We start from the raw sequence: 24,770 nt of genomic DNA on the forward strand, positions 1-24,770 counted from the left end.
TCACGAGGCGACGCCGTCGGCCTTGGGCACGGCGTGTCTGGGCGCGTTCGCCTCCGTCGGCCAGGTGTAGGGATCTTCCGGCGGTATCGGGCTGCCCAGCAGGAACGTGCGGTCCGTGCGGCTGGCCCTGGCGATTGTCATCAGCCACGTCGCCACCGTGCTGAAGCGGTTCTGCACACCGGTGAGGAATGCGATGTGGATGACGCCCCAGCCCACCCAGCCCATGAACCCGGCCAGCTGGACGGGCCCCGCCTCCAGCAGCGCGTGCCCGCGGCTGATGTAGGCGGCCGAACCCAGGTCGCGGTAGCGGTAGGGCTTGCGCTTCTTGCCCTGCAGGTCGCGCCGCACACAGGCCGCGGCGTGCATTCCGCCCTGCATGGCGTTCTCGGCGACACCCGGTAGGCGGTCGCGGCCGACGAGGTCACCGATCACGAAGATCTCGGGATGGCCGGGCACGGACAGGTCGGGCTCCACGGCCATCCGACCGGCACGGTCGGACTCGACGCCCAGCACGTCGGCGAAGCGCCTGGCGAACGGCACCGCCTCGACGCCCGCCGTCCACAGCACAGTGCGCGCGGCGTAGTGCTCGTCGGGGCCGCCGTCCTTCGGAGAGACGGTGACCTTGTCGCTGAGCACATCGGTGACGTGGACACCCATGCGCAGTTCGACGCCGAGCTCCTCGAGCGTCCTGGTGGCCTTGACGGCCAGTCGGGGCTTGAAGCCCGCGAGCACGCGCTCACCGCCGTCGAAGAGCAGCACGCGCGCCTCGGTCGGTTCGATGCTGTGGAACTGGTTGGCCAGGGCCCGGGTGGTGATCTCGCGGATCTGACCAGCCAGCTCGACGCCGGTGGGGCCGCCTCCGGCCACCACGAAGGTGAGCCAGCTGTCCCGCTCGGCCCCCGGCGGCAGCGTCTCGGCGATCTCGAAGGCGCAGAACAGTCGCCTGCGGATGCTCAGGGCGTCGTCAAGGGTCTTCATCCCGGGCGCGAATTGAGCGAACTCCGGCTTCCCGAAATAGGACTGCTGCATTCCGGCGGCGAGGATCAGCACGTCGTAGTCGACGGTGAACGTCGTCTCGTCGGGGCGCCGGGCCGTCACCCGTCGCGCATCCGGGTCGAGGTCAACCGCCTCGCCGAGCAGCGCCCGCACGTTGCGGTACTGCTCCAGTTCCTCCCGCAATGAGCGACTGATCTGCCCGATGCTCAGCGTGCCGGTCGCGCACTGGTAGAGCAGGGGCTGGAAGACGTGGCAGGCCGCACGGTCGAGCAGGGTGACGTCGACGTCCAGGCGGCCGAGCCGGCGCGCGCAGAACAACCCGCCGAAACCACCACCGATGACGAGTACTTTTGTGCGTTCGCTCACAGCACGAGGCGTACCCAGCGGGCGCGAGCCCTACGCGCGGCCGCGACTTCTCACTGGCAGGACAGCGTGCACGCCGCGCAGGAGCCGGCGCATCCCGCACCCGTCCGCGCTGCCGCGGCGTTGTGTGCGGCCGCGAGCTTGGCGCTCTGCCAGCAGCCCGCCGCGACGGTGCCGATGGCGCCGACGACGCAGACGATCACCACCAGCACCGCGGTGTGCGGCTGGGCGGACAGAGCGACCATCCCGCCCGCGGCGAGCATGACCGCGGCGGCGAGTTGGGTGGGTGCGACGGTCCGCAGCACCTGCCGGACAGGGTCGGCGGGCCGGGGATGGGTGAGCAGCCAGAGCCCGACGCCCGCGATCGCGACGGCGGCGCACAGACACAGCACCGCGGTGATCAACATGGGCCTCACAATACGAAACGCCGGTGCCGCGCGCTCAGAAGGGGCGCCCCCCGGGCGCCAGGCTTCGCCCGGGGGACGTCGTCTTCTAGCCCGCCAGCGCGGGCGCCGCCGGAGCCCGGGGCGCTGCGGGCACTGCGGGGCTCGGTGGGGCCACCGGGGCGGCGGGTGACGCGGCGGCTGCGGCGGCCGGCGACGCGGCGGTGCCCGGCGCGGCGACCTTGAACCCGTTCACGATGGCGTCGGTCGCTTCGGCCGCCGTCGGCGCGCCCTGGTTGCCCGCGCCTGCGGTCACCGTCAGCGACACCAGGTAGTGGTCCTGCCCGGACGCGGCGAGCACGTGCCGCCGCGAGGTGTTCAGCATCTGTTCGGTCGAGCGGTAGCTGCCCTCGATGAACGCCGACGGGAAGCCGTTGAACTCGGCCAGCGACGCATCGATGGACCGCCAGCCCGGCAGCTGCTGGCTGTCGATGAGGCCGTGGCCGATGGCCTCCTTGGGGTCGAAGTCTCCGATGAGCTTGTAGACGACGACCTGCGCGTTCGGTGTGTAGAGATCGCCGCTGTTGCGGTCGGCGATCACGGCGAAGGCGTCCGGCACGTTGGGGTCGGGCACCTGGGACCAGCCGGCGGGCATCGGCAGCACGATGTTCAGCGCGGTGAACCCGTTCGCGACCTGCGGCTCGAGCGTGACGTTCTTGGCGGTGAAGAATTCGCGCAGGGTGCCGGACGTGGCGGGCGCGATGGCGGGCACCGCCGGGACGGCGGCGGCCTGGGCGATCGGCGCCACCGGCGTGGCGCCGGGCAGCGCCGCGGTGCCGGGCAGGGCCACCGTTCCGGGCACGGCGGCCGAGCCGGGCAGCAGCCCCGCCTGTCCGACGGCGGGGGCGACCGCCGCGGGGGCGGCGGCCGGCGCGACGGTGACCGTCTGGGTGACCGTCGGGGGGATCGGCACCGACGGTTGCGGGTAAGTGGGCTGCGCCGACGCGGTCGCGCCCGCGATGCCCACGACGCCGGCCACACCGGCCGCGATGCCTCCTGCCAGAACCCGCCAGCGGCGGGCGTTTCCGATCATCGACGCCTACCTTTCGAGAGCAGTCGGGCACGTCGTGCCTCGGTCAGGCGCCGACTGTATCCACGGCGCCGACGCAGCCGGTAGGCCTGGAACCAACCCGGGATCAAACGCGGACAACTCCGCAACGCAACCGATATCAACCTGTGCCCGGCGGGTGGCGCAGATCACCTGCGACATAGCCGCTGAGGTGCGCGATCGGGGCTTTTATACCCTGGTGAGGTGACCGACTCCCCTGACACCGCCGACACCCCGCAGCACCGCTACACCGCGGAGCTCGCGGGGGACATCGAGCGCACGTGGCAGCAGACCTGGGCGGAGCTCGGCACCTTCAACGTGGCCAACCCCGTCGGTGAGCTGGCGCCCGCCGACGGCACACCCGTACCCGCCGACAAGATGTTCGTGCAGGACATGTTCCCCTACCCGTCGGGTGAGGGCCTGCACGTCGGGCATCCGCTGGGCTACATCGCCACCGACGTCTACGCCAGGTACTACCGGATGACCGGCCGGAACGTGTTGCACGCGTTGGGCTTCGATGCGTTCGGTCTGCCCGCCGAGCAGTACGCCGTGCAGACCGGAACGCACCCGCGCACCCGCACCGAGGCCAACATCGTCAACTTCCGCCGCCAGCTCGGCAGGTTGGGCCTCGGTCACGACTCGCGACGCAGCTTCTCCACCACCGACGTCGACTTCTACCGGTGGACGCAGTGGATCTTCCTGCAGATCTACAACGCCTGGTTCGACCCGGCCGTCGCCAAGGCCAGGCCGATCGGCGAACTGGTGGCCGAGTTCGAATCGGGCACACGCCGGCTCGACGACGGCCGGGACTGGGCGGATCTCGACGCGGCCGAACGTGCCGATGTCATCGACTCCCACCGGCTGGTGTACCGCGCCGACTCGATGGTCAACTGGTGTCCGGGTCTGGGCACGGTGCTGGCCAACGAGGAGGTCACCGCCGACGGCCGCAGCGATCGCGGCAACTTCCCGGTGTTCCGGAAGCGGCTGCGGCAGTGGATGATGCGGATCACCGCCTATTCCGATCGGCTGCTCGACGACCTGGACGTGCTCGACTGGCCGGACAAGGTCAAGGCGATGCAGCGCAACTGGATCGGGCGCTCGACGGGCGCGGAGGTGCAGTTCTCCACCGACGCGGGCGATGTCGAGGTGTTCACCACCCGCCCCGACACGCTGTTCGGCGCGACGTACTTGGTGCTCGCACCCGAGCACCCACTGGTCGAGCAGTTGACCGCCGCCGAATGGCCCGACGGCGTCGATCCGCGCTGGACCTATGACGCGGCCACACCGGCCGACGCGGTGGCGGCATACCGCGCGAGCATCGCGGCGAAGTCCGACCTCGAGCGCCAGGAGAACAAGACCAAGACGGGGGTGTTCCTCGGCAGCCACGCCGTCAATCCCGCCAATGGACAACCTGTTCCGGTGTTCATCGCGGACTACGTGCTGATCGGCTACGGCACCGGGGCCATCATGGCCGTTCCCGGCGGCGATCAGCGGGACTGGGACTTCGCCAAGGAGTTCGGCCTGCCGATCGTGGAAGTGGTTGCAGGCGGCGACATCTCGGAAGGGGCGTACAGCGGCGACGGCATCCTGGTGAACTCCGACTATCTGGACGGCCTCGGCGTCTCGGAGGCCAAGCACGCGATCACGCAGCGCCTGGAGGCCGACGGCCGCGGCCGGGCCCGGGTGGAGTACAAGCTGCGCGACTGGCTGTTCGCCCGGCAGCGTTACTGGGGTGAGCCGTTCCCGATCGTCTACGACGCCGACGGGCGGGCCCACCCGCTGCCGGAATCGGCGCTGCCCGTCGAACTTCCGGACATCCCCGACTATGCGCCGGTGCAGTTCGACCAGGACGACGCCGACAGCGAGCCGAATCCGCCGTTGAACAAGGCCGCCGAATGGGTGCACGTGGAACTCGATCTGGGTGACGGCATCAAGCCCTACACCCGCGACACCAACGTGATGCCGCAGTGGGCGGGCAGCTCGTGGTACGAACTGCGCTACACCGACCCGTACAACAAGGAAGCGTTGGCGGACAAGGAGAACGAGGCCTACTGGATGGGACCGCGGCCGGCCGAGCACGGCCCGGACGACCCCGGTGGCGTCGACCTCTACGTCGGCGGCGTCGAGCATGCGGTGCTGCACCTGCTGTACGCCCGGTTCTGGCACAAGGTGCTCCACGACCTCGGCCACGTCAGTTCTCGGGAGCCGTACCGCCGGCTGATCAACCAGGGCTACATCCAGGCGTTCGCCTACACCGACGCCCGCGGGTCGTATGTGCCCGCCGCCGACGTCGTCGAACGGGACGGGAAGTTCTGGTACCCGGGCCCCGACGGTGAGATCGAGGTCTTCCAGGAGTTCGGCAAGATCGGTAAGAGCCTGAAGAACTCGGTGTCGCCGGACGAGATCTGCGACAACTACGGCGCCGACACGTTGCGGGTCTACGAGATGTCGATGGGTCCGCTGGAGGCGTCGCGGCCGTGGGCCACCAAGGACGTCGTCGGCGCGCACCGCTTCCTGCAGCGGGTGTGGCGCCTGGTGATCGACGAGCAGACCGGCCGCGAGCGGGTCGCCGGGCACGAGGCACTCGACACCGACACGCTGCGGCTGCTGCACCGCACCATCGCAGGCGTCTCGGAAGACTATGCGGCGCTGCGAAACAACACCGCGGCGGCCAAACTGATCGAGTACACCAACCACCTCACCAAGGAGGGCGTCACCGCCCGCGCGGCGATCGAGCCGCTGGTGCTGATGGCCGCCCCGCTGGCGCCGCACATGGCCGAGGAGCTGTGGCGCAGGCTCGGTCACGACACGCCGCTGGCGCACGGGCCGTTCCCGGTGGCCGACCCGCAGTACCTGGTGACCGACACCGTCGAGTACCCGGTGCAGGTGAACGGCAAGGTGCGCAGCCGCATCACCGTCGCGGCCGATGCCGCGAAGGACGCGCTGGAGACGGCGGCGCTGGCCGACGAGAAGGTGCAGGCGTTCCTGAACGGCGCGACGCCGAAGAAGGTGATCGTCGTCCCGGGCCGCCTGGTCAACCTCGTCGTCTAGCCCTCTGCGATTTCGGCGCGGAAACGTTCGCTCACCGAACGTGAGCGCGCCGAAATCACTACTTGCGGGGGCGGGGGCGGACGATCACCTCGTGTACGTGGGCGTCCGGCGGCGCCGACACCGCGTCGGCCACCACCTTGGCGACGGTTTCGGCCTGCAGGAAATCCTCCGGCCGGTACTCGCGGCCCTCGTAGGCGACGAGGTCCTCCTGCATGACGGTGGCGATCCGGCCGGGATGCACGGACGTGACGCGAAGCGAGGGTTCGTCGGCGCGTAGCGAGTCGGCGAACCCCCGCAACGCGAACTTGCTCGCGGAGTATGACGCCAGCCCGGGTGAGGCGTTGATCCCCGACCCGGAGTTGATGAACACCACCTGACCGCCCGCGGTCCGCAACGCGGGCAGCAGCGCCAGGGTCAGGGCGACCGCGCCGACGACGTTGACCTCCATGGTGTCGCGCCACTCGTCGACGCTCGACTCGGCGACCCGTCCCGGGTAGGCCACCCCGGCATTGTGGATCAGCACGTCCAGCTCGACGATCGGCTCGGTGAGCGCCTCGAGTCCGTCGAGATCGCGCAGGTCAAGCGGCCACGTGGTGGCGCCGAGGCGGTCGGCCACCTCGTCGAGCCGGTCCGACGGCCTGCCGGCGAGGAACAGCGTGTGGGTCGGCGCCAGCGCGGCGGCGATGGCCGAGCCCAGCCCGCCGCCTGCGCCGGTGATCATTGCGGTCGGCACAGGTGCGACCCTACCGACCTGCGGATCCGCCCACGGAGACGCATCATTGAACCGATGCCCCACGATCCCAGCTTCGCGCCCACCCAGCTCGCGGCCCGCGCCGCCTATCTGCTGCGCGGTAACGACCTGGGCTCGATGACCACCGCCGCGCCGCTGCTGTACCCGCACATGTGGAGCTGGGACGCGGCGTTCGTGGCGATCGGCCTTGCGCCGCTGAGCGTGGAACGGGCGGTGGTGGAGCTCGACACGCTGCTGTCGGCGCAGTGGCGCAACGGCATGATCCCGCACATCGTGTTCGCCAACGGCGTCGACGGGTACTTCCCGGGCCCGGCCCGGTGGGCGTGTTCGGCGCTGGCCCCCGACGCGCCGCGCAACCGGCACACCTCGGGTATCACCCAGCCGCCCGTGCACGCGATCGCGGTGCAGCGCATCCTCGATCACGCGCGCACCAGGGGCCGTTCGACGCGCGCGGTCGCCGAGGCGTTCCTCGACCGCCGGTGGCCGGACCTGGTGCGGTGGCACCGCTGGCTGGCCGAGTCCCGCGATCAGAACGAGCACGGCCGGATCACGCTCTACCACGGGTGGGAGTCCGGCATGGACAACTCGCCGCGCTGGGACAGCGCCTACGCCAACGTGTTTCCGGGTGCGGTGCCCGAGTACCAGCGCGCCGACAACACCATCGTCACCGACGCCAGCCAGCGGCCGTCCGACCACGAGTACGACCGCTACCTGTGGCTGCTCGAGGAGATGAAGTCCGTCCGCTACGACGACGGCCTGCTGCCCAAGGTGATGAGCTTCGCCGTCGAGGACGTGTTCGTCTCGGCCATCTTCTCGGTCGCCTGCCAGGTGCTCGCCGAGATCGGCGAGGACTACAAGCGCCCGCATGCCGACGTCCGCGAACTGTACGGCTGGGCGGAGCGGTTCCGCGCCGGAGTGGTCGAGACCACCGACGAGAGAACGGGTGCGGCAAGGGATTACGATGTCCGCGCGGAGCGGCTGCTCGCCACCGAGACCGTCGTACAGTTCGCGCCGCTGCTGTGCGGCGGGCTACCGCACGATAAGGAGCGCGCGCTGCTGCGCCTGCTGGAGGGACCGCGGTTCTGCGGTCACCCCGACCTGAAGTACGCGTGCATCCCGTCGACGTCCCCGGTGTCGCGGGACTTCCGGCCGCGCGAGTACTGGCGTGGCCCGGTGTGGCCGGTGATGACGTGGCTGTTCTCGTGGTGCTTCGCCCGGCGCGGCTGGTCAGAGCGGGCGCGGGTGCTGCGGCACGAGGGGTTGCGCCAGGCCAGCGACGGCACGTTCGCCGAGTACTACGAACCGTTCACCGGTGAGCCGCTGGGCAGCATGCAGCAGTCGTGGACGGCGGCGGCAGTGCTGGACTGGCTGGGCTGACCGAACCGGTCAGGTCCGGTCGGTTCGGTCCTCCGGGTCGGCGAGGTGCTCGAGCGGACGCAGCGCCTTGGTGAGTGTCTCGAGTTCGTCGGCGCTGAGCTTCGACAGCCGCTCGGCCAGCGCGGCCCGGCGGGCGGCGAGCGCCTCGCGGTGCTGGGCCAGGCCGTCGGGGGTGATGTCGACGAGCACCGCGCGCAGGTCGGAGGGGTCGCGTGAGCGCTTGACCAGGCCGAGCTTCTCCAGCCGGCGGATCGCGACGGTGGTCGTCGGCGTGCGGACCCGCTCGAGCGCGGCCAGCTCGGTCATCCGGATGGGGCCCTGATCGAGCAGCGTCAGCAGGATCGACAGCTGCGCCAGTGTGAGGTCGCCTGCGGTGCCGCGGTTCGCGTCTCCACGGCGCAGGATCGAGAACACCCTGGACAGCACGCGCTGCAGCTCGCCCGCGAGTTCGGTGACCTGCGGATCGGTCTCGACCATAGTTCGACAGTCTAACGTGTCGGTCCCTGCCAATATGGGCCGGAACGTAAATTTTCGCGTCAGAGAATTTGGGAGAGGAACCGGCGCAGCCGGTCGGTCTCCGCCGCGTCGAAGATCCTCTCGGGCGGCCCCGACTCGACCACCTGCCCGTGGTCCATGAACACCACCGAATCCGCCGTCGACCTGGCGAAACCCATCTCGTGGGTGACCACCACCATCGTCATGCCGTCGGCGCCGAGGTCGGCGATCAGCGCCAGGATGCCCTTGACGAGTTCGGGGTCGAGCGCCGAGGTGGCCTCGTCGAAGAACATCACCTGCGGCGCCATCGCCAGCGCCCGCGCGATCGCCACCCGCTGCTGCTGACCGCCGGACAGCGTGCCCGGCCGCACGTCGGCCTTGTGCCGCAGGCCCACCCGGTCCAGCTGGGCGAGGCCCAGTTCGCGGGCGGCGTCGGCAGGCAGCTTCTTCAATCGGCGCGGCGCCATCGTGACGTTGTCCAGCACACTGCGGTGCGGGAACAGGTTGAACTGCTGGAACACCATGCCGATGCGCTGCCGGAGTTGGTCGGGGTTGTCGGCGAGCACCGAGCGGCCGTCCAGCAGGATGTCACCGCTGTCGGGTTCGTAGAGCCGGTTCATCACCCGCAGCAGCGTCGACTTGCCCGATCCCGACGGCCCGATCACCGTGGCGGTGCTGCCCGCGGGCACGTCGAGGTCCACCCCGCGCAGTACCGCGTTCGGTCCGAAGGACAGGTGAACGTCATTGCAGGCCAACGAGACCGGTTCGAAGTCGGCCATCAGATCATCTCCTGGTTCGCCGCCGGCGACAGCTCGGGGTCTTCGGCACGGGCCTGTCTGCCGCGGCGCAGCCGGTTGTCGACGTAGTTGACCAGGTGGGTCAGTGGAATGGTCAGCGCCAGATACAGCAGCCCCGCCGCCACCAGCGGCGACAGGTTGCCGGTCTGCGCGTTGAGGTCGCGCCCGACCTGGAACAGCTCGCGCTGGTTGGCGATCAGGCCCAGGAAGTACACCAGTGACGACGCCTTGAGCAGCGAGATGAACTGGTTCATCAGCGCGGGCAGCACCCGCCGCACTCCCTGCGGGATCACCACGAGCTGCATCGACGTCGAGTAGCTGAATCCCAGCGCCCTCGACGCCTCGAGTTGCCCGGTCTCGACGCTCTGGATGCCCGAGCGGAAGATCTCGCCGGTGTACGCCGCGGCCATCAGACCCAGCGCCGCGATGCCGAGCGGGAACGGGTTGTTGCCGGTCAGTCCGCCCACTACCGGTCCGAGGCCGAGACCGATCAGCAGGATGATCACCACTTCGGGCAGCCCGCGGAAGATGTCGGTGTACACCCGCGCGGGCCACCGCAGCAGGCGTGACCGCGAGATGCCCGCGATGGCCAGCGCCATGCCGAGCACCAGGCCGATGACGGCTGCACTCACCGTCAGGATGAGCGTGTTGGGCAGCCCGGTCTTGAGCAGGTCGGGGAACGCCTGCTTGTAGAGGTCCCAGTCGAGGAACGAGTCCTTGAGTTGCGCCAGAGTCGATTTCGGCGCGGACGGCGTCGCAGCGGGCCGCTCCTGCTGGGCGGCGATCGCCGCGAGATCGGGCAACTGCGGCGCAGGCGCGGCCTTCGAACCGGGCTTCCAGCCGGGCGGGAGTGCCCGCGGCGCCCAGTCGGCGTACAGCCGGGCCCAGGTGCCGTCGGCGATCACCGCGTCCAGCCCGGAGTTCAGCGCGTCGATCAGCGGCTGGTTCTCCTTGGCCACCGCGTAGGCGATGAAGTTGTCGAGGCTGAAGGTGTTCTCGATGATCTGCGCCGGATCGCCGGCCTGCACGGTGCCCTCGGCCTGGGCCGACGGCGCCACCCACGCGTCGATCTGGCGGGTCTTGAGGCTGGCGTAGACGGTGTTGTAGTCGGGGAAGATCACCGGCTGCAGCTTCAAGGTGTCGACGACGTAGGCCTCCTGGACGGTGCCCTGGACGACGCCGATGCGTTGGCCGGGCTCGAGCGACCCGAAGCCGGTGATCGGCGAGCCGCCCGGCACCACCAGCGAGAAGTAGCCGAAGTCGTAGCCGTTGGTGAATCCGACGGTGCGCCGCCGCGCGTCGGTGGTGGTGATCGACGAGGAGCCGACGTCGAAGCGTCGGGCCGCGGTCTGGGCCAGCAGCCCGGAGAACTCGGTGCCGACGAACTCGACCTGCAGCCCCAACTCGTCGGCGATCGCGCGCAGCAGTTCGTTGTCGAATCCGGTGAACTGCCCGGCGGAGTCGATGCAGATGCTCGGGGGCGCGTCGGACAGGGTGCCGACGGTCAGCACGCCGGGGCGGCTCAGGTTCAGCGCACCGGTGTCGACGCGGTCGAGGGGCACCACGTTCGGCGTGGTGTACCGGTCGGCGCCGGGACCCTGATCCGCCGCGGCCAGGTTGGTGGGCAGCGCGCTGGCACTCTGCACGCCCGGCGGCGCGCACTGGTCGGTCTGCGCGGCGGCCGGTGCGGCGAACCCCAGGCCGGCGACCATCACCCAGACCATCAGGACGGTCGCCGCCAACGCGGAAAGTCGTCGGGCGCTCATGAATGCAACCTATCGGCCGCCCCTGTCAGCGTGCGCCGGTAGGCCTCAATGCGATCGCAAGTCGCCCAGCACTCCGCGGCGGGTCAGCTCGGCGATCATGATCGTGGCCATCAGCTCCGCCCGGTGCGCCCACACCGCCCGGGCCGCGTCGGGGTCGCCGTCGCGGATTGCTCGGGTCTCGTCCTCGTAGCCGGGCAGGAACTCCTGCTTGCTCTTGGGGTAAGTGGTCCAGAACTCCGACGGCGCGAAGCTCTGTGCGGCGCGGATCGCCGCCTGCAGCCGGGGGCCGGCGTACTCGTCATTGACCGTGTCGCGGTAGTGCCAGCAGGCTTCCTGGAATGTTCTCGGGTCCTTCGCCGCACGCAGCGTGTGCAGCGCGCTGTCGAGCCTTTCGAGCAGTCGCGGCGTCGGGTTCATCGCGGCACGCGCGCAGGCGAGGCCGTTGAGGATCCCGTACAGCTCATGGTGTTCGCGCAGCGCGGCCTCGTCGAACTGCTCGACGAACGCGCCGCGGTGGTACCGCGTCGACACGATGCCGTCGTGCTCGAGTTGCACCATCGCCTCTTGGATCGGCACCCGGCTCAGGCCGAGGTCCTTGGCGATCTCGTTGCGGTCGATGCGGTCACCGCCGCGCAGCTTGCCCGTCATGACCAGGTTGATGACGTGCGCGACGACCAGGTCTTTCTCTTTGACCCCGTACTTCTTCGGCATCGCGCTGACCCCCCAGTCCGCTGGCGCTCAGTGTCTCACGGGGCCGGCCGGGCTCAGCCCGCCCGCTCGTCGCGCCACCGGCACAGCGCCTCAGCGGCCGACAGGTCGTAGTCGGGTCCGTTGACGCCGATGGTCAGCAGGGTGACGCCCAGCCCGACCAGCGCGTCGGCCTCGGCGAGCATCGCGTCGGGTCCGCGTTCGGGCACACCGGATGAGCGTTCGACGGCCGAGGGTTCGCGGCCCACGTCGGCGCAGTGCCGGTCGAGCACCTCGGCCTTGCCGGGGTAGGTGCCGCGGTCGGTGAAGCCGTGCCAGATGTCGGCGTACTCGGCGACCATGCGCAGCGTCTTCTTCTCGCCCTGCCCGCCGATCAGGATCGGGATGTCCCGGGTGGGCGTCGGGTTCAGCTTGGCGAGCCGGGATTTGATGCGCGGCAGCGCGGCTGCGAGGTCGTTCAGCCGGCTGCCCGCGGTGCCGAACTCGTAGCCGTACTCGTCGTAGTCCTTCTGCTTCCAGCCCGATCCGATGCCGAGGATCAGCCGGCCGTCGGAGATGTGGTCGACGGTGCGCGCCATGTCCGCCAGCAGTTCCGGGTTGCGGTAGGAGTTGCAGCTCACCAGCGCGCCGATCTCGAGGCGCGAGGTCTGCTCGGCCCACGCCGCGAGCATCGTCCAGCATTCGTAGTGCGCGCCCTCGGGGTCGCCGTAGAGGGGGAAGAAGTGGTCCCAGTTGAAGGCCACGTCGACGCCGATGTCCTCGCAACGCCGCACGGCGTCGCGGATGTGGCGGTATTCGGGGGAGTGCTGGGGCTGGAGCTGCACGCCGATGCGCACCGGGCGGGTTGAGGCTGAGGTCACCCCGCCACGGTAACCGCTGCCGGACAGCGGGCGCCGGAACGTTCAGCCGAATCGCAGCTGGATGCGGTGGTCTTCGTCGGTGACGTAGTAGGTCCGTCCGCCCTCGACGGCGATGCCCTCGACGTTGCGGAGGTCGGGGAAGTCGCGCACCAGCTCGGCGCGGACGGTGCCTGCGTGCCTGCCGTCGCCGGGCAGGGTGAAGCGCCAGTGTGAGCAGTGCGCGTCGGCGCCCTCGGGGTGGTCGTCGAGCAGCACCGAGCCCTTGCCGGTCGCGTCGATGGAGCCGATGATCGCGTCGTAGACGTCGTCGCCCGACCGGGACAGGGCGCGGAAGCCGACAAGAGCGCCCGGCGGGGACACCCCGGCCAGCTCCCACACCTGTTCGACGGTCGGCGCCTCAGCCTCACCGTCGAACATGGCCGGCACACCGGACAATTCGACGAGGATGGGCTCTCCCGCCGCTGTTGAGGGAAAGCGCAGCGCCAGCAGGAGATTGCCGTTGGGGCGGAAGGCGGCGCCCTCGATGTTGATCGGCACGTCGCGCTCGGTCAGCCGGTCCACCCAGGTCTTGTTGCGCTGGGTGCCGCGTTCGATGGTGTTCGCGATGAAACGGGTGCGCACGGTGTCGCCCGGGGTGATAGCGACGACGTGCGAGGCGTCCAACGCGTCGTTGATCAGCCGGTGCAGGCCGAACTTGTTGCGCCGGATGTCAAGCGGCAGTTCGATTTCGGGCACCGTGCGGTCGATCGACTGTTCGTCGAATCGGGCGATGAAGGCGCGCTTGGCCTGTAGTGGTCCGCCCTTGGATCCGTAATGCGACCCCACCACGTAGACCCAGCCGGCATGCCGCGCGACCGCTTCGGCGTCCTCGGTGCGCCCCTTCTCACGGCCGGCGACGGCAGGTAGCGGGTGGATGTCCCAGCCGCTGTCCGGCGCAGCCCCGCGAGCATGGCCGAGCACGGCGATGCAGTCCTCGGCCGCGCCTTCGTCGAGTACGGTCCAGAAGCCGAGGTCCCAGCCGTGCGCGTCCAGCAGCGCGTCGTTGTCGACGTGCACCAGATCCGACGCCTCGTTGCCCTCGTGAGCGAGGTCCAGGGTGACCAGCTCGCCCGACGACATCCGCCGATGCTAGCGGCTCGTCGCTCACATGCCGATCTGGCCGTCGGCCTTCCACACCGCCACCACCGACGGTCGCGCCGTGCCGTTGCCGCCCTCCGGCCAGCGGGACTTCGGGTTGTCGATGCTGTTGTCGTCGTACTCGCCGGGATGCTGCACGCTGACGGTGACCAGGTCGTCGGTGACCACCGGACCGCACGTCTCCGCGCCCAGCGGCACCGTCAGGAACTGCTTGGTCTCCCCGCGGTTCGGCCCGTTCAGCGCGACGGCGAACAAGCCGTCGTTGGAGTCCAAAGCGTTGCCGTCGGTGGAGATCCACAGGTTCCCGTGGCTGTCGAACGCCAGGTTGTCCGGGCAGGAGATGGGGCTGACCTTCGTCTTGTCGAACCCGGCGAAGTAGGTGTCGGCCGCGGCGGGGTCACCGCACACCAGCAGCAGGTCCCAGGTGAAGTCGGTGCCGGTGTGATTGTCGGTGATCTCGAGGACCTGTCCGCTCTTGTTGTCGTTACGCGGGTTCGCCGCGTCGACGGGCGCCTCTCCCGGCGCGCCGCGCTCGTTGTTGTTGGTCAGCGCGACGTAGACCTTGCCGGTCTTCGGGTCGGCTTCGACGTCCTCCGGGCGGTCCATCTTGGTGGCGCCGGCCTTGTCGGCGGCCATCCGGGTGAACACCGCCGCCTCCTGGGCGGTGATCCCGGGCACCAGCGACTCGGCCTGCCCGTTTGGTCCGGAGCGCAGCAGTGGCAGCCAGGTGCCGGTGCCGCTGAAGGAGCCCTTCGCCGGCAGCGTGCCCGACCCGTCGATCTCGTCGGCCGGGATGTCGCTGCTGAGCTTGGCGACGTAGAGCGTGCCCTCGTCGAGGATCGCCATGTTGTTGGCCATGGCCGCGGGGTCCTTCCCCGGCTGCATCTTCCGGCTCGAGACGAACTTGTACAGGTAGTCGAAGCGTTCGTCGTCGCCGGTATAGGCGACGACGGTGCCGTCACCTGTGACGTGGATGTTGGCGCCCTCGTGCTTGAACCGGCCCATGGCGGAGTGCTTCACGGGCGTGGACGCCGGGTCCCACGGGTTGACTTCGATGACGTAGCCGAAGCGGTTCACCTCGTTCGGCGTCGTGGCCACGTCGAAGCGGGGCTCGAAGGTCTCCCAGAGCAGTTCGGACGGTTCGAGCGCGACGCCGTACCGGTCCTGCCGGTCGGCGTCGACCGGGCTGGGCTTCGGCGCGCCTTCCGGCGATCCGAAGTAGGAGTGGAAGTTCTCTTCGCCGGACAGCACGGTGCCCCACGGGGTGACGCCGCCGGCACAGTTGGCGAAGGTGCCGAGGACGGTGCGCCCGGTCGGGTCCGCGGCCGTCTTGACGAAATCGGTGCCCGCGGCGGGGCCGGTCAGCGTGAACGGTGTGTCGGCGGTGATGCGGCGGTTGTAGCGGCCCATCACCGGGCGCAGGCCGCCGCCCGGCGCTCGCTCGACCTCGACGACGCCCATGCCGATCGCGGCGATCTCGATGTCGAACTGCTCCCGCGTCGGGGCGTCGGCCTTATAGCCGGGGAACATGAACTGCGGTGTGACGTACTCGAAGTTGGTCACCAGCAGGAAGTGCCCAGGTGTGCCGTCCACCGGCAACAGCGCGGCGAAGTCGTTGTTGAAGCCGAACTGACCGCGCTGCGCGGCGGCGGTCTGCTTGGCGACGTCGAACTTCGGTGCGCCGGGCAGCACGGGATCGCCCCAGCTGATCACGACGCCCTGCTGGTAGCCCTCGGGCACGACGACGGCGTCCTCGCTGTTGGGTGCCACAGCGCTGAACTTCATCCCCGGCGGCGTCTCGGGCGGCGCAGACGTGGTGGGCGATCCCTGTGGGGCGTCCTCGGAGCCGCAGGCGGCGAGCACTGAACCCGCACCGACGGCCAGCACGGTCACGCCGGCGGCCTGGATCATCGAGCGACGCGACACCGCCTTGACGATGTCGCCGAAGTATTCGTTGGGGCTGGTGTTCGGCGCGGGCTTGGAGCAGGCGTCACCGCACTTGTAGCGGCAGGTGATGTGTTGACGTGAGGACCGGCCGTCGTGGGAGACGAACAGGTTCAGCGGCACAAGCGCCATGGGGGCAGATTCCTTCCACTCACCGGCCGCGGGCTGGGCGGTCGTGACCCGCCGAAACCTACGGCAGGTTGGTCGCCGCCCGGGAAGCATTGGGTGAACAGCAGGCGACGTAGCGCTCACTGGGTGCGGATGCGGAGCTCGAGCCGGTCGGCCCGTGCGCAGACGACCTCGATGACGCGGTGCCAGTCGCCGATGGTCAGCTCGAGCTGCCGCATGGCCTCGTCGACGGTCCACGAGCCGGGCCGGCCGTTCGCCTTGGGCGCCGCCGGACCCCAGTCGAGGAAGGTGCCGTCGGCGCCGAACTCGACGCCGCCGCGCCTGCGTGACGGCGGGAAGTCGTAGTCGTCCGGGCGGTATACCCGGATGCCTTCATGGTCCTCTTCGAAGGAGTGGCGCCAGCGGCCCTCCAGTGTGGTCACGGTGTGTTTCCACTGGCGGTCATGTTTGCTCCCGTCGGTCGTCTCCCGACGATCACACGGCGGCGCCCGGACGGCGTGAGTAGTGGACTACGCGAGCTCGTCGCGCAGGATCTCGATCAGTCGCAGCGGTTGGTCGCCCTGCACCGAGTGCCCGGAATCGGCGACGACGACGGTGCGCCGGAAGCCGGGCGCGTTCCGGCTGAATGCCTCGGCGTCCTCGTCGTTGACGAAGTGGGAGTTCGCGCCGCGCACCAGCGTGGTGGGCATGGTGAGGGCGGGCACGTCGTTCCACAGACCCTCGAATCCGTCGCCGGTGCGGAACGAGTCGTACCGCCACGTCCAGGTGCCGTCGTCGAGCTGCTTGGTGTTGTGAAAGACGCCGCGCCGCAATGATTTCGGGTCGCGGTGTGGGGCGGCGGCGATGGTGACGTCGAGCATCGCCTGGAAGCTGGGGAAGGTCCGGTCACCCTGGACGAGCGCGACGGTGCCCTTCTGCGCATCGGTCATCTCCGTGTGCCGCTCGGGCGCCGACGGCGTGACGTCGACCAGCACCAGCCGAGGCACCAGGGCGGGTTCGGCGGCGGCCAGCCGGATCGCGGTGAGTCCACCCAGCGACATGCCGACGATCAGGTCGGCCGCCGGCGCGAGCTCGCGCAGCACCGGGGCGATCGCGACGGCGTTCCCGCGCGGGCCGTAGTCGCCGTCCTCGCGCCACGCGGACCTGCCGTGGCCGGGCAGATCGATTGCCAGGGCGGGTTCGCCGAGCCCGAGGATCACGGTGTCCCAGGTGTGCGCGTTCTGCCCGCCGCCGTGCAGGAACACCACGCGCGGCGGTTCGTCGCCGAACTTCAGCGCGCTGATGGCGCCGCGGTCGAGGCGCTGCGCCGGCGGAATGTCGGACACGCCTGCCTGTTCGGCGTTCTCGGGCAGCAGCGCGAATTCGTCGACCGTCGGCAGTTGATCATCGGTGATCACGCTACGACCCTATAACGCGAAATGTGGAGCCCCAGCCGCGCTGAGCGCGGGCGGGACTCCACAAGTCGCGCTGAGAAACTAGCCCTCGATGAAGCTCTCGAGCTGCGTGCGGGCGATGTCGTCCGGCAGCTGCTGCGGCGGGCTCTTCATCAGGTAGGCCGAGGCGGCGACGACGGGGCCGCCGATGCCGCGGTCCTTGGCGATCTTGGCCGCGCGCACCGCGTCGATGATGACGCCGGCGGAGTTCGGCGAGTCCCACACCTCGAGCTTGTACTCCAGGTTCAGCGGCACGTCACCGAAGGCGCGGCCCTCGAGGCGCACGTAGGCCCACTTGCGGTCGTCGAGCCAACCGACGTGGTCGGACGGTCCGATGTGGACGTCCTTGGTGTTGAACTCACGCTGCAGGTTCGAGGTCACGGCCTGGGTCTTGGAGATCTTCTTGGACTCCAGCCGCGAACGCTCGAGCATGTTGAGGAAGTCCATGTTGCCGCCGACGTTGAGCTGCATCGTGCGGTCGAGCTGCACGCCGCGGTCCTCGAAGAGCTTGGCCATCACGCGGTGGGTGATGGTGGCGCCGACCTGGCTCTTGATGTCGTCGCCCACGATCGGCACACCGGCGTCGGTGAACTTCTTCGCCCACACCGGATCGCTGGCGATGAACACCGGCAGCGCGTTGACGAAGGCCACGCCGGCGTCGATCGCGCACTGGGCGTAGAACTTGTCGGCCTCTTCGGAGCCCACCGGCAGGTAGGACACCAGCACGTCGACGCGGGCGTCTTTGAGCGCCTTGACGACGTCGACCGGATCGGAATCGGACACCTCGATGGTCTCGGCGTAGTACTTGCCGATCCCGTCGAGCGTCGGGCCGCGCTGCACCGTCACGTTGGTCGGCGGCACGTCGGCGATCTTGATCGTGTTGTTCTCCGACGCGAAGATCGCCTCGGACAGGTCGAACCCGACCTTCTTGGCGTCGACGTCGAACGCGGCGACGAACTTCACGTCGCGCACGTGGTACTGGCCGAGTTTGACGTGCATCAGACCGGGCACGGTCGCCGTCTCGTCGGCATCGTGGTAGTACTGCACGCCCTGCACCAATGAGGACGCGCAATTGCCCACACCGACGATGGCGACCCTGACTTCGGTGTTCTCAGTCATGACGACGTTCTCCCTCTCGATACTGAATTCGGTACTGCTCAGCTGTTCTGGTTTCTCACGCGTTGTCAGCGCGCCCCTGGCCCTGACGTTCTGCCGCGATCAGCTCGTTGAGCCACTTCACTTCTCGTTCGCTGGACTCCAGCCCGAGCTGATGCAGCTGGCGGGTATAGCGATCGAATGAGCTGCTGGCCCGTGCGACTGCTTCACGCAGGCCTTCCCGGCGTTCCTCCACCTGACGACGGCGCCCCTCGAGGATTCGCATCCGGGCCTCGGCCGGGGTGCGGTTGAAGAAGGCGAGGTGCACTCCGAATCCGTCGTCGGAGTAGTTCTGGGGACCGGTGTCGGCGACGAGTTCGGTGAACCGCGCCTTACCGGTATCGGTGAGCCGGTAGACCCGCCGCGCGCGGCGGCGCGTGAGCGTGCCCTCGGGCGCGGCGTCCTCGGCGATGAGGCCGTCGGCCTGCATGCGCCGCAGGGCCGGGTAGAGCGAACCGTAGGAGAACGCCCGGAAAGCGCCGAGTAAACCGGTCAGGCGTTTGCGCAACTCGTAGCCGTGCATGGGCGACTCGAGCAGAAGACCCAGAATGGCGAGCTCCAGCATCGATTCACCCCCTTCGGCAGAAATTTGCTCGCGTCGTTACGACGCTTCAACACCTCGGCCAACTGTATCGCGCCGATATATATGGCGCTACATCAGCACGCACATTCGTTCACCCGCGGTTCACCCGCCGGGGCGCTCAGGAAGCCCGGTAGACGTCCTTGAGCTCGCCGTCCGGGGTCAGGGTGAAGTGCCCGTCCTTGAACTCGCCGTCCACATAGACCATGAGCTTCACGTCGCCGGGTGTCAGCGGATCCTCGGACGCACTGATGTCCAGCCGCAGTTCGGCCGGATCGTTCGCCGGGAGGCCGACCGTCTGCGGACCGCCGCGCATCGCCCCGAGCACCGCCTCGACGTTGAACCTCGCCAGGTCGATCGGGCGGGCGTCGGAATCGGTGTTGGACTCCGACGGATCGTCACTCCAGCCGCCGGCGTAGGTGTACATCAATGTGCGGCGGGCGTCGCGCGGGTCGGGGATCCGCAGATAGGCCTGGTCGGGCCGGATGTCGAGGTCGAAGCCCTCGGTGCTGCCGAACTTCTTGCGCATCTGCTCGAAGAGGCCGTTGATGCCGCCGAGTGACAGCAGTTGCCGCGGCGGGGTGAGCACACGCGCCGGGATGCCGTCGGCCTTCGCGCCCGGATCGGTCTCGAAGCTCAGCGGCGAACTGGTGTTGCCGTACAGCCCCCAGCCGACGGCGATGCCGAAGAGCACCAGCACCGCGGCGGTGGCCAGGCGCAGGCCCCAGCCGGGGCCGGAGCCCTTGCCGGGCAGCGGCAGCTTGCGGGGTTCCTTGAGCTCGCGCAGCTGCACCGGTGCGGCGGTCTGCAGATCGCTCATCAACGCCTGCAGATCGCCGAGGGTGGCGGCGTTGGTGGCGGCCTTGACGCGTTCACCGTGCTCGGTCATCGACAGCTGACCTTCGGCCAGCGCGGTGTCGAGCACCTTGCACGTGTCGTTCCGGTCGGTGTCCCTCGCTCGGGTGCCAGACGTCCGCCGCCCCGATCCCGCTGTCGCCACGACGATGATCGTAGGGCCATCGGCGCAGTCCAGATGGGTGAACCCGGACGTGCCGATGCGGTCGACCCTCGGTGGTCGGGGCCCCGACGTACTCTGGTCCCCGTGCGACTGCAGCGACAGGTGGTGGACTACGCCCTTCGGCGGCGGTCCCTGCTGGCCGAGGTCTACTCGGGACGCACCGGTGTCTCGGAGGTCTGTGACGCCAATCCGTATCTGCTGCGCGCCGCGAAGTTCCACGGCAAGCAGAGTTCGGTGATGTGCCCGATCTGCCGCAAGGAGCAGCTGACCCTGGTGTCGTGGGTGTTCGGCGATCACCTCGGCGCGGTGTCGGGCTCGGCGCGTACCGCCGAGGAGCTCGTGCTGCTGGCGACCAAATTCGACGAATTCTCTGTACACGTGGTGGAGGTATGCCGGACCTGCGAGTGGAATCACCTGGTGAAGTCATATGTGCTCGGCGCGGTTCCACCTCCGAAGAAGTCGCGCGGCACCCGAACGGCGCGCAGTCGTGCGCGCACGGCCAGTGAATAGCGAAGGGCGTCACGACCGGTCAGCCAGCGATGCCCGCAAGGGGCAGGCGGCTGAGCGCGGCGGTGCGCCCACACCAGGCTCGCCCAGCGGTCCGCCGCCGTGGGATCGTTCCCCCCGGCCCGGCCAGGGTTCGGCCCGCAGGCCCGGCCCGCCCGACGGTCCCCGCCGCCGTCCGCGCTCAGGGGCGCCCTCCGACGACGGGATGACGGCGGTGCTGCCGGTCGTCCGCGCCGGTGCGCCGCCCACGCGCGACCCCATCGACGCGGTGAAGGCCGCCCTCGACGGAACGCCGCCACCGCCGCCGCCGCGCCGCCGGGGTCGCGGCAGTGGCGACGGGCCCTCGGACCCGCCTCCGGGCGGGACGCCAAACTGGCGTCAGCAGATCAACTGGAAGTGGGTGCGGCGCGGGCTGATCGTGGCCGCCGCGGTACTGATCCTGCTGCCGCTGATCACCTTCGGCATGGCCTACCTGATCGTCGACGTGCCCAAGCCCGGCGACATCCGGACCAATCAGGTGTCGACGATCCTCGCCAGTGACGGCAGCGAACTCGCCAAGATCGTGCCGCCGGAGGGCAACCGGGTCGACGTCACCATCGAGCAGATCCCGGTGTCGATGCGCGACGCGGTGATGGCCGCCGAGGACCGCGACTTCTACTCCAATCCCGGCTTCTCCTTCACCGGCTTCCTGCGGGCCTTCAAGAACAACATCTTCGGCGGCGACGTGCAGGGTGGCTCGACGATCACCCAGCAGTACGTGAAGAACGCGCTCGTCGGCTCGGAGCGCTCCGGGCTGGGTGGTGTCACGCGCAAGGCCAAGGAACTGGTCATCTCGACGAAGATGTCGAGTGAGTGGTCCAAGGACCAGGTGCTGCAGTCCTACCTGAACATCATCTACTTCGGCCGCGGCGCCTACGGGGTGGCGGCCGCGTCCACCGCCTACTTCGGCAAGCCCGTCGAGCAACTGACGGTGGCCGAGAGCGCACTGCTGGCCGCGCTCATCCAGCGGCCGTCGACGCTGGATCCCGCGGTCGATGCCGAGGGCGCGGCCGAGCGGTGGAACTGGGTGCTCGACGGCATGGTCGAGATCGGCGCGCTGTCGGCCACCGACCGGGCTGCCCAGGTGTTCCCGCCGACGGTGCCGCCTGAGCAGGCGCGCGCGCAGAATCAGACCACCGGGCCCAACGGTCTGATCGAACGCCAGGTCACCAAGGAACTGCTGGAACTGTTCGACATCAACGAGCAGACGCTCAACACCGAGGGCCTGCAGATCACCACGACCATCGACCCGAAGGCGCAGAAGGCCGCCGAGGAGGCGGTCACCGAGAACCTGGACGGCCAGGATCCGGACATGCGCTCGGCGGTGGTGTCGATCGACCCGAAGACCGGCGGGGTCAGGGCCTACTACGGCGGTTCGGACGCCAACGGCTTCGACTTCGCGCAGGCGGGTCTGCAGACCGGTTCGTCGTTCAAGGTGTTCGCGCTGATCGCCGCGCTGCAGCAGGGAATCGGCCTGGGCTACCAGGTCGACAGCTCGCCTGTCAGCGTCAACGGCATCGAGATCAGCAATGTCGAGGGCAACAGCTGCGGCACCTGCAACATCGCCGAGGCGCTCAAGCGGTCGCTGAACACCAGCTACTACCGGCTGATGCTGAAGCTGAAGAACGGTCCGCAGGACGTCGCCGACGCCGCACACCAGGCCGGCGTCGCGGAGAGTTTCCCGGGCGTCGAGAACACCCTGAGCGAGGACGGCCAGGGTGGCCCGCCGAACAACGGCATCGTGCTCGGGCAGTACCAGACGCGGGTGCTCGACATGGCGTCGGCGTACGCGACGATCGCCGCGTCGGGCGTCTACCGCAAGCCGCATTTCGTGCAGAAGGTGGTCAACTCCCAGGGCGAGGTGCTCTTCGACGCCTCGCAGGAGAGCAACGACGGCGAGCAGCGCATCGACAAGAACGTCGCCGACAACGCGATCTCGGCGATGCAGCCGATCGCCGGCTACTCCAACGGCCACAACCTCGCGGGCGGGCGGCCGTCCGGAGCGAAGACGGGCACCGTGCAGCTCGGTGACACCGGCGACAACCGGGACGCCTGGATGGTGGGCTTCACGCCGTCGTTGTCGACGGCGGTGTGGGTCGGCACCACCGAGGGCACCAAGCCGTTGCAGACCTCGGGCGGGTCGGCGATCTACGGTTCGGGCCTGCCGTCGGACATCTGGAAAGAGACGATGGACGGCGCGCTGGAGGACACCGACAACGAGACGTTCCCCAAGCCGGAGGAGATCGGCGGATACGCCGGTGTGCCGCAGGCGCCGCCGCCGCCGCCGTCGTCCACCGCGCCACCGACGCCGTCGATGACGGTGATCCAGCCGACCCTCGAGGTGGCGCCGGGTATCACCATCCCGATCGGGCCGCCCAGCACCGTCCCCATCGGTCCGCCCGTGCCGCCTGTGCCAGGTGCGCCGACGCCGGTTCCCGATCCGGGCGCGGCCGTTCCGCCGCCGCCCGGCGCTCCAGGATTCCCCGGCCAGCCGCCGCCTCCGTGACGGACGCCGACGACACGGCGTGTGCGGCCGAGTCCCCGGCGCCGCTGGCCGATGACCGGCGTAGCGCCGACGACCGCGACCTGCCCAGCCGCAACGACACGCTCGGCGCCGCGCTGTCCGGTGTCGCGGGCGGGCCGGTCGGGCGGCATGCGCTGATCGGACGGCAGCGGTTCTTCACGCCGCTTCGGGTGATGCTCGCGATCGCCGTGGTGTTCATGGCGTTGGGCTACACCACCAAGGCGGCGTGCCTGCAGACCGTCGGCGACGGACCCGCCGACCAGCGGGTGGCCAACTGGCAGAACAACCGCGCCTACTACGAGCTCTGCTATTCGGACACGGTGCCGCTCTACACGGCCGAGCTGCTGAACCAGGGCAAGTTCCCGTACAAGTCGAGCTGGATCGAGACCGACGCGTCGGACAAACCGCGTATCCAGTACAACGGCGACATCGCGGTGCGCTACATGGAGTATCCGGTGCTCACCGGCATCTACCAGTACCTGTCGATGGCGCTGGCCAAGACCTACACGGCGGCGTCGGCGACGGTGTCGTTGCCGTTGATCGCCGAGGTGGTGATGTTCTTCAACATCGCCGCCTTCGGGCTGGCGCTGGCGTGGATGGCGACAGTGTGGGCGACGTCGCGGCTGGCGGGCCGCCGGGTGTGGGACGCCGCGCTGGTGGCGGGTTCACCGCTACTGATCTTCCAGATCTTCACGAACTTCGACGCGCTGGCGACGGCGTTCGCGGTGGGGGCGATGCTGGCGTGGGCGCGCCGAAGACCGGTGCTCGCGGGAGTGTTGATCGGGCTCGGCGTCGCGGCCAAGCTCTATCCGTTGCTGCTGCTCGTGCCGCTGGTGCTGCTCGCGCTGCGCACGGGGCGGATGCGGGAGGTGGCCAAGACCGCGGGCACGGCGGCACTGACCTGGCTGCTGGTGAACCTGCCGATCATGGTGCTGTTCCCGCGGGGCTGGTCGGAGTTCTTCCGGCTCAACACCCGTCGCGGCGACGACATGGATTCGCTGTACAACGTGGTGAAGTCCTTCACCGGCTGGCGTGGCTTCGACCATGGGCTGGGGTTCTGGGAAGCGCCGACCGTGCTCAACACCGTCACGTTCGCGCTGTTCGCGTCGTGCTGCGTGGCGATCGGGTATGTCGCGCTGACGGCGCGGCAGCGTCCGCGGGTGGCGCAGCTGGCGTTCCTGGTGGTCGCGGCGTTCCTGTTGACGAACAAGGTGTGGAGTCCGCAGTTCTCACTGTGGCTGGTGCCGCTCGCGGTGCTGGCGTTGCCGCATCGGCGAATCCTGTTGGCGTGGATGACGATCGATGCGCTGGTGTGGGTGCCGCGGATGCTGTACCTCTACGGCGAGCAGAACCGCGGTCTGCCCGAGCAGTGGTTCACCGTAACGGTGCTGCTGCGTGACGTCGCGGTGATCGCGTTGTGCGCGTTGGTGATCCGGCAGATTTACCGGCCGCAGCTCGACCTGGTACGACACGGCGGACGGGTCGACGATCCGGCGGGCGGGGTGTTCGACGGGGCACCGGACGCGCCGCCACGCTGGTTGCCCGACTGGCTGCGGCCGCATCCGCGGATACGGACATCGGGTCCACCGGCGCAGGACCGGGCGACGGTCGACGCCTGACGGCCTCCTCGTCGCGAGTGTGAACCGTCG

General features: G+C 69.4%; 21 protein-coding genes. 5 read left to right on the forward strand and 16 right to left on the reverse strand.

The window, feature by feature from the left end; all coding sequences use genetic code 11:
* The 3 genes from AB0K11_RS15700 to AB0K11_RS15710 all read right to left on the reverse strand — a co-directional run bounded on the left by AB0K11_RS15700 (position 1) and on the right by AB0K11_RS15710 (position 2,835).
* Positions 1-1,362 carry an NAD(P)/FAD-dependent oxidoreductase gene (locus tag AB0K11_RS15700; protein ID WP_364978010.1) on the reverse strand — a complete coding sequence of 454 codons (1,362 nt, stop codon included), beginning with the start codon at positions 1,360-1,362 and terminating at the stop codon, positions 1-3.
* 50 nt (positions 1,363-1,412) lie between these two features.
* A complete protein-coding gene (locus AB0K11_RS15705; RefSeq protein WP_364978013.1) occupies positions 1,413-1,766 on the reverse strand; it encodes a hypothetical protein in 354 nt (117 codons plus the stop codon).
* A gap of 85 nt (positions 1,767-1,851) precedes the next feature.
* Positions 1,852-2,835 (reverse strand): LpqN/LpqT family lipoprotein, encoded by a 984-nt coding sequence (locus AB0K11_RS15710; protein WP_364978016.1) that lies wholly within the window; start codon positions 2,833-2,835, stop codon positions 1,852-1,854.
* A gap of 219 nt (positions 2,836-3,054) precedes the next feature.
* On the opposite strand from AB0K11_RS15710, the gene leuS reads away from it, so the two are divergent.
* Positions 3,055-5,901 carry a leucine--tRNA ligase gene (gene leuS / locus AB0K11_RS15715; RefSeq protein WP_364978019.1) on the forward strand — a complete coding sequence of 949 codons (2,847 nt, stop codon included), beginning with the start codon at positions 3,055-3,057 and terminating at the stop codon, positions 5,899-5,901.
* 58 nt (positions 5,902-5,959) lie between these two features.
* On the opposite strand, the gene AB0K11_RS15720 is transcribed toward leuS, so the two are convergent.
* Entirely contained in the window at positions 5,960-6,634 is a 675-nt protein-coding gene (locus AB0K11_RS15720) for an SDR family oxidoreductase (protein ID WP_364978022.1), read from the reverse strand.
* Between the two features lie 54 nt (positions 6,635-6,688).
* Here AB0K11_RS15720 and AB0K11_RS15725 point away from each other — a divergent pair, with 54 nt between their 5' ends.
* Positions 6,689-8,029, forward strand: a complete 1,341-nt coding sequence (locus tag AB0K11_RS15725; protein ID WP_364978025.1) for a glycogen debranching protein — start codon at positions 6,689-6,691, stop codon at positions 8,027-8,029.
* Between the two features lie 9 nt (positions 8,030-8,038).
* Here AB0K11_RS15725 and AB0K11_RS15730 read toward each other — a convergent pair whose 3' ends face one another.
* The 12 genes from AB0K11_RS15730 to AB0K11_RS15785 all read right to left on the reverse strand — a co-directional run bounded on the left by AB0K11_RS15730 (position 8,039) and on the right by AB0K11_RS15785 (position 20,033).
* Entirely contained in the window at positions 8,039-8,506 is a 468-nt protein-coding gene (locus tag AB0K11_RS15730; protein ID WP_364978028.1) for a MarR family transcriptional regulator, read from the reverse strand.
* Positions 8,507-8,565: 59 nt separating this feature from the next.
* On the reverse strand, positions 8,566-9,303 hold the full coding sequence (locus AB0K11_RS15735) for an amino acid ABC transporter ATP-binding protein (protein ID WP_364978031.1): 738 nt from the start codon (positions 9,301-9,303) through the stop codon (positions 8,566-8,568).
* Positions 9,303-11,087, reverse strand: a complete 1,785-nt coding sequence (locus tag AB0K11_RS15740; RefSeq protein WP_364978034.1) for an ABC transporter substrate-binding protein/permease — start codon at positions 11,085-11,087, stop codon at positions 9,303-9,305. The genes AB0K11_RS15735 and AB0K11_RS15740 overlap by 1 nt, the downstream gene beginning before the upstream one ends.
* 45 nt (positions 11,088-11,132) lie before the next feature.
* Positions 11,133-11,798 carry a GntR family transcriptional regulator gene (locus tag AB0K11_RS15745; RefSeq protein WP_364978037.1) on the reverse strand — a complete coding sequence of 222 codons (666 nt, stop codon included), beginning with the start codon at positions 11,796-11,798 and terminating at the stop codon, positions 11,133-11,135.
* 53 nt (positions 11,799-11,851) lie between these two features.
* On the reverse strand, positions 11,852-12,655 hold the full coding sequence (locus AB0K11_RS15750) for an LLM class F420-dependent oxidoreductase (RefSeq protein ID WP_364978040.1): 804 nt from the start codon (positions 12,653-12,655) through the stop codon (positions 11,852-11,854).
* 42 nt (positions 12,656-12,697) lie between these two features.
* Entirely contained in the window at positions 12,698-13,774 is a 1,077-nt protein-coding gene (locus AB0K11_RS15755) for a hypothetical protein (RefSeq protein ID WP_364978043.1), read from the reverse strand.
* Between the two features lie 24 nt (positions 13,775-13,798).
* Entirely contained in the window at positions 13,799-15,868 is a 2,070-nt protein-coding gene (locus tag AB0K11_RS15760) for a PhoX family phosphatase (protein WP_364978046.1), read from the reverse strand.
* 116 nt (positions 15,869-15,984) lie between these two features.
* Positions 15,985-16,287 (reverse strand): hypothetical protein, encoded by a 303-nt coding sequence (locus AB0K11_RS15765; RefSeq protein WP_364978049.1) that lies wholly within the window; start codon positions 16,285-16,287, stop codon positions 15,985-15,987.
* Between the two features lie 87 nt (positions 16,288-16,374).
* Positions 16,375-17,262 (reverse strand): alpha/beta hydrolase, encoded by an 888-nt coding sequence (locus AB0K11_RS15770; protein ID WP_364978052.1) that lies wholly within the window; start codon positions 17,260-17,262, stop codon positions 16,375-16,377.
* Positions 17,263-17,340: 78 nt separating this feature from the next.
* Positions 17,341-18,417, reverse strand: coding sequence for an inositol-3-phosphate synthase (locus AB0K11_RS15775; RefSeq protein WP_364978055.1), 1,077 nt, complete (start codon positions 18,415-18,417; stop codon positions 17,341-17,343).
* A gap of 55 nt (positions 18,418-18,472) precedes the next feature.
* Positions 18,473-19,018 carry a PadR family transcriptional regulator gene (locus tag AB0K11_RS15780; RefSeq protein ID WP_264013465.1) on the reverse strand — a complete coding sequence of 182 codons (546 nt, stop codon included), beginning with the start codon at positions 19,016-19,018 and terminating at the stop codon, positions 18,473-18,475.
* Positions 19,019-19,154: 136 nt separating this feature from the next.
* Positions 19,155-20,033 (reverse strand): DUF1707 domain-containing protein, encoded by an 879-nt coding sequence (locus AB0K11_RS15785; protein WP_364978059.1) that lies wholly within the window; start codon positions 20,031-20,033, stop codon positions 19,155-19,157.
* A gap of 102 nt (positions 20,034-20,135) precedes the next feature.
* Between AB0K11_RS15785 and AB0K11_RS15790 the strand changes: the two genes are divergently transcribed.
* From AB0K11_RS15790 to AB0K11_RS15800, 3 genes are all read left to right on the forward strand, one after another.
* The gene (locus AB0K11_RS15790) at positions 20,136-20,561 is read left to right on the forward strand and encodes a DUF5318 domain-containing protein (protein ID WP_364978062.1); all 426 of its coding nucleotides are present in this window, start codon (positions 20,136-20,138) and stop codon (positions 20,559-20,561) included.
* Between the two features lie 202 nt (positions 20,562-20,763).
* Positions 20,764-23,103 carry a transglycosylase domain-containing protein gene (locus AB0K11_RS15795; protein WP_364978065.1) on the forward strand — a complete coding sequence of 780 codons (2,340 nt, stop codon included), beginning with the start codon at positions 20,764-20,766 and terminating at the stop codon, positions 23,101-23,103.
* On the forward strand, positions 23,100-24,740 hold the full coding sequence (locus AB0K11_RS15800) for a glycosyltransferase family 87 protein (RefSeq protein ID WP_364978068.1): 1,641 nt from the start codon (positions 23,100-23,102) through the stop codon (positions 24,738-24,740). The genes AB0K11_RS15795 and AB0K11_RS15800 overlap by 4 nt, the downstream gene beginning before the upstream one ends.
* Positions 24,741-24,770 lie beyond the last annotated feature (30 nt).

It is taken from the genome of Mycobacterium sp. NPDC050551, from assembly GCF_040674075.1.
GTDB lineage: Bacteria > Actinomycetota > Actinomycetes > Mycobacteriales > Mycobacteriaceae > Mycobacterium.

Excerpts from the sequence above, each read along its gene's own strand:
- AB0K11_RS15705 (WP_364978013.1), bottom strand. The coding sequence starts at position 1,766 with ATGTTGATCACCGCGGTGCTGTGTCTGTGCGCCGCCGTCGCGATCGCG.
- AB0K11_RS15710 (WP_364978016.1), bottom strand. The coding sequence starts at position 2,835 with ATGATCGGAAACGCCCGCCGCTGGCGGGTTCTGGCAGGAGGCATCGCG.
- AB0K11_RS15725 (WP_364978025.1), top strand. The coding sequence starts at position 6,689 with ATGCCCCACGATCCCAGCTTCGCGCCCACCCAGCTCGCGGCCCGCGCC.
- AB0K11_RS15730 (WP_364978028.1), bottom strand. The coding sequence starts at position 8,506 with ATGGTCGAGACCGATCCGCAGGTCACCGAACTCGCGGGCGAGCTGCAG.
- AB0K11_RS15735 (WP_364978031.1), bottom strand. The coding sequence starts at position 9,303 with ATGGCCGACTTCGAACCGGTCTCGTTGGCCTGCAATGACGTTCACCTG.
- AB0K11_RS15740 (WP_364978034.1), bottom strand. The coding sequence starts at position 11,087 with ATGAGCGCCCGACGACTTTCCGCGTTGGCGGCGACCGTCCTGATGGTC.
- AB0K11_RS15745 (WP_364978037.1), bottom strand. The coding sequence starts at position 11,798 with ATGCCGAAGAAGTACGGGGTCAAAGAGAAAGACCTGGTCGTCGCGCAC.
- AB0K11_RS15755 (WP_364978043.1), bottom strand. The coding sequence starts at position 13,774 with ATGTCGTCGGGCGAGCTGGTCACCCTGGACCTCGCTCACGAGGGCAAC.
- AB0K11_RS15760 (WP_364978046.1), bottom strand. The coding sequence starts at position 15,868 with ATGGCGCTTGTGCCGCTGAACCTGTTCGTCTCCCACGACGGCCGGTCC.
- AB0K11_RS15775 (WP_364978055.1), bottom strand. The coding sequence starts at position 18,417 with ATGACTGAGAACACCGAAGTCAGGGTCGCCATCGTCGGTGTGGGCAAT.
- AB0K11_RS15780 (WP_264013465.1), bottom strand. The coding sequence starts at position 19,018 with ATGCTGGAGCTCGCCATTCTGGGTCTTCTGCTCGAGTCGCCCATGCAC.
- AB0K11_RS15795 (WP_364978065.1), top strand. The coding sequence starts at position 20,764 with ATGACGGCGGTGCTGCCGGTCGTCCGCGCCGGTGCGCCGCCCACGCGC.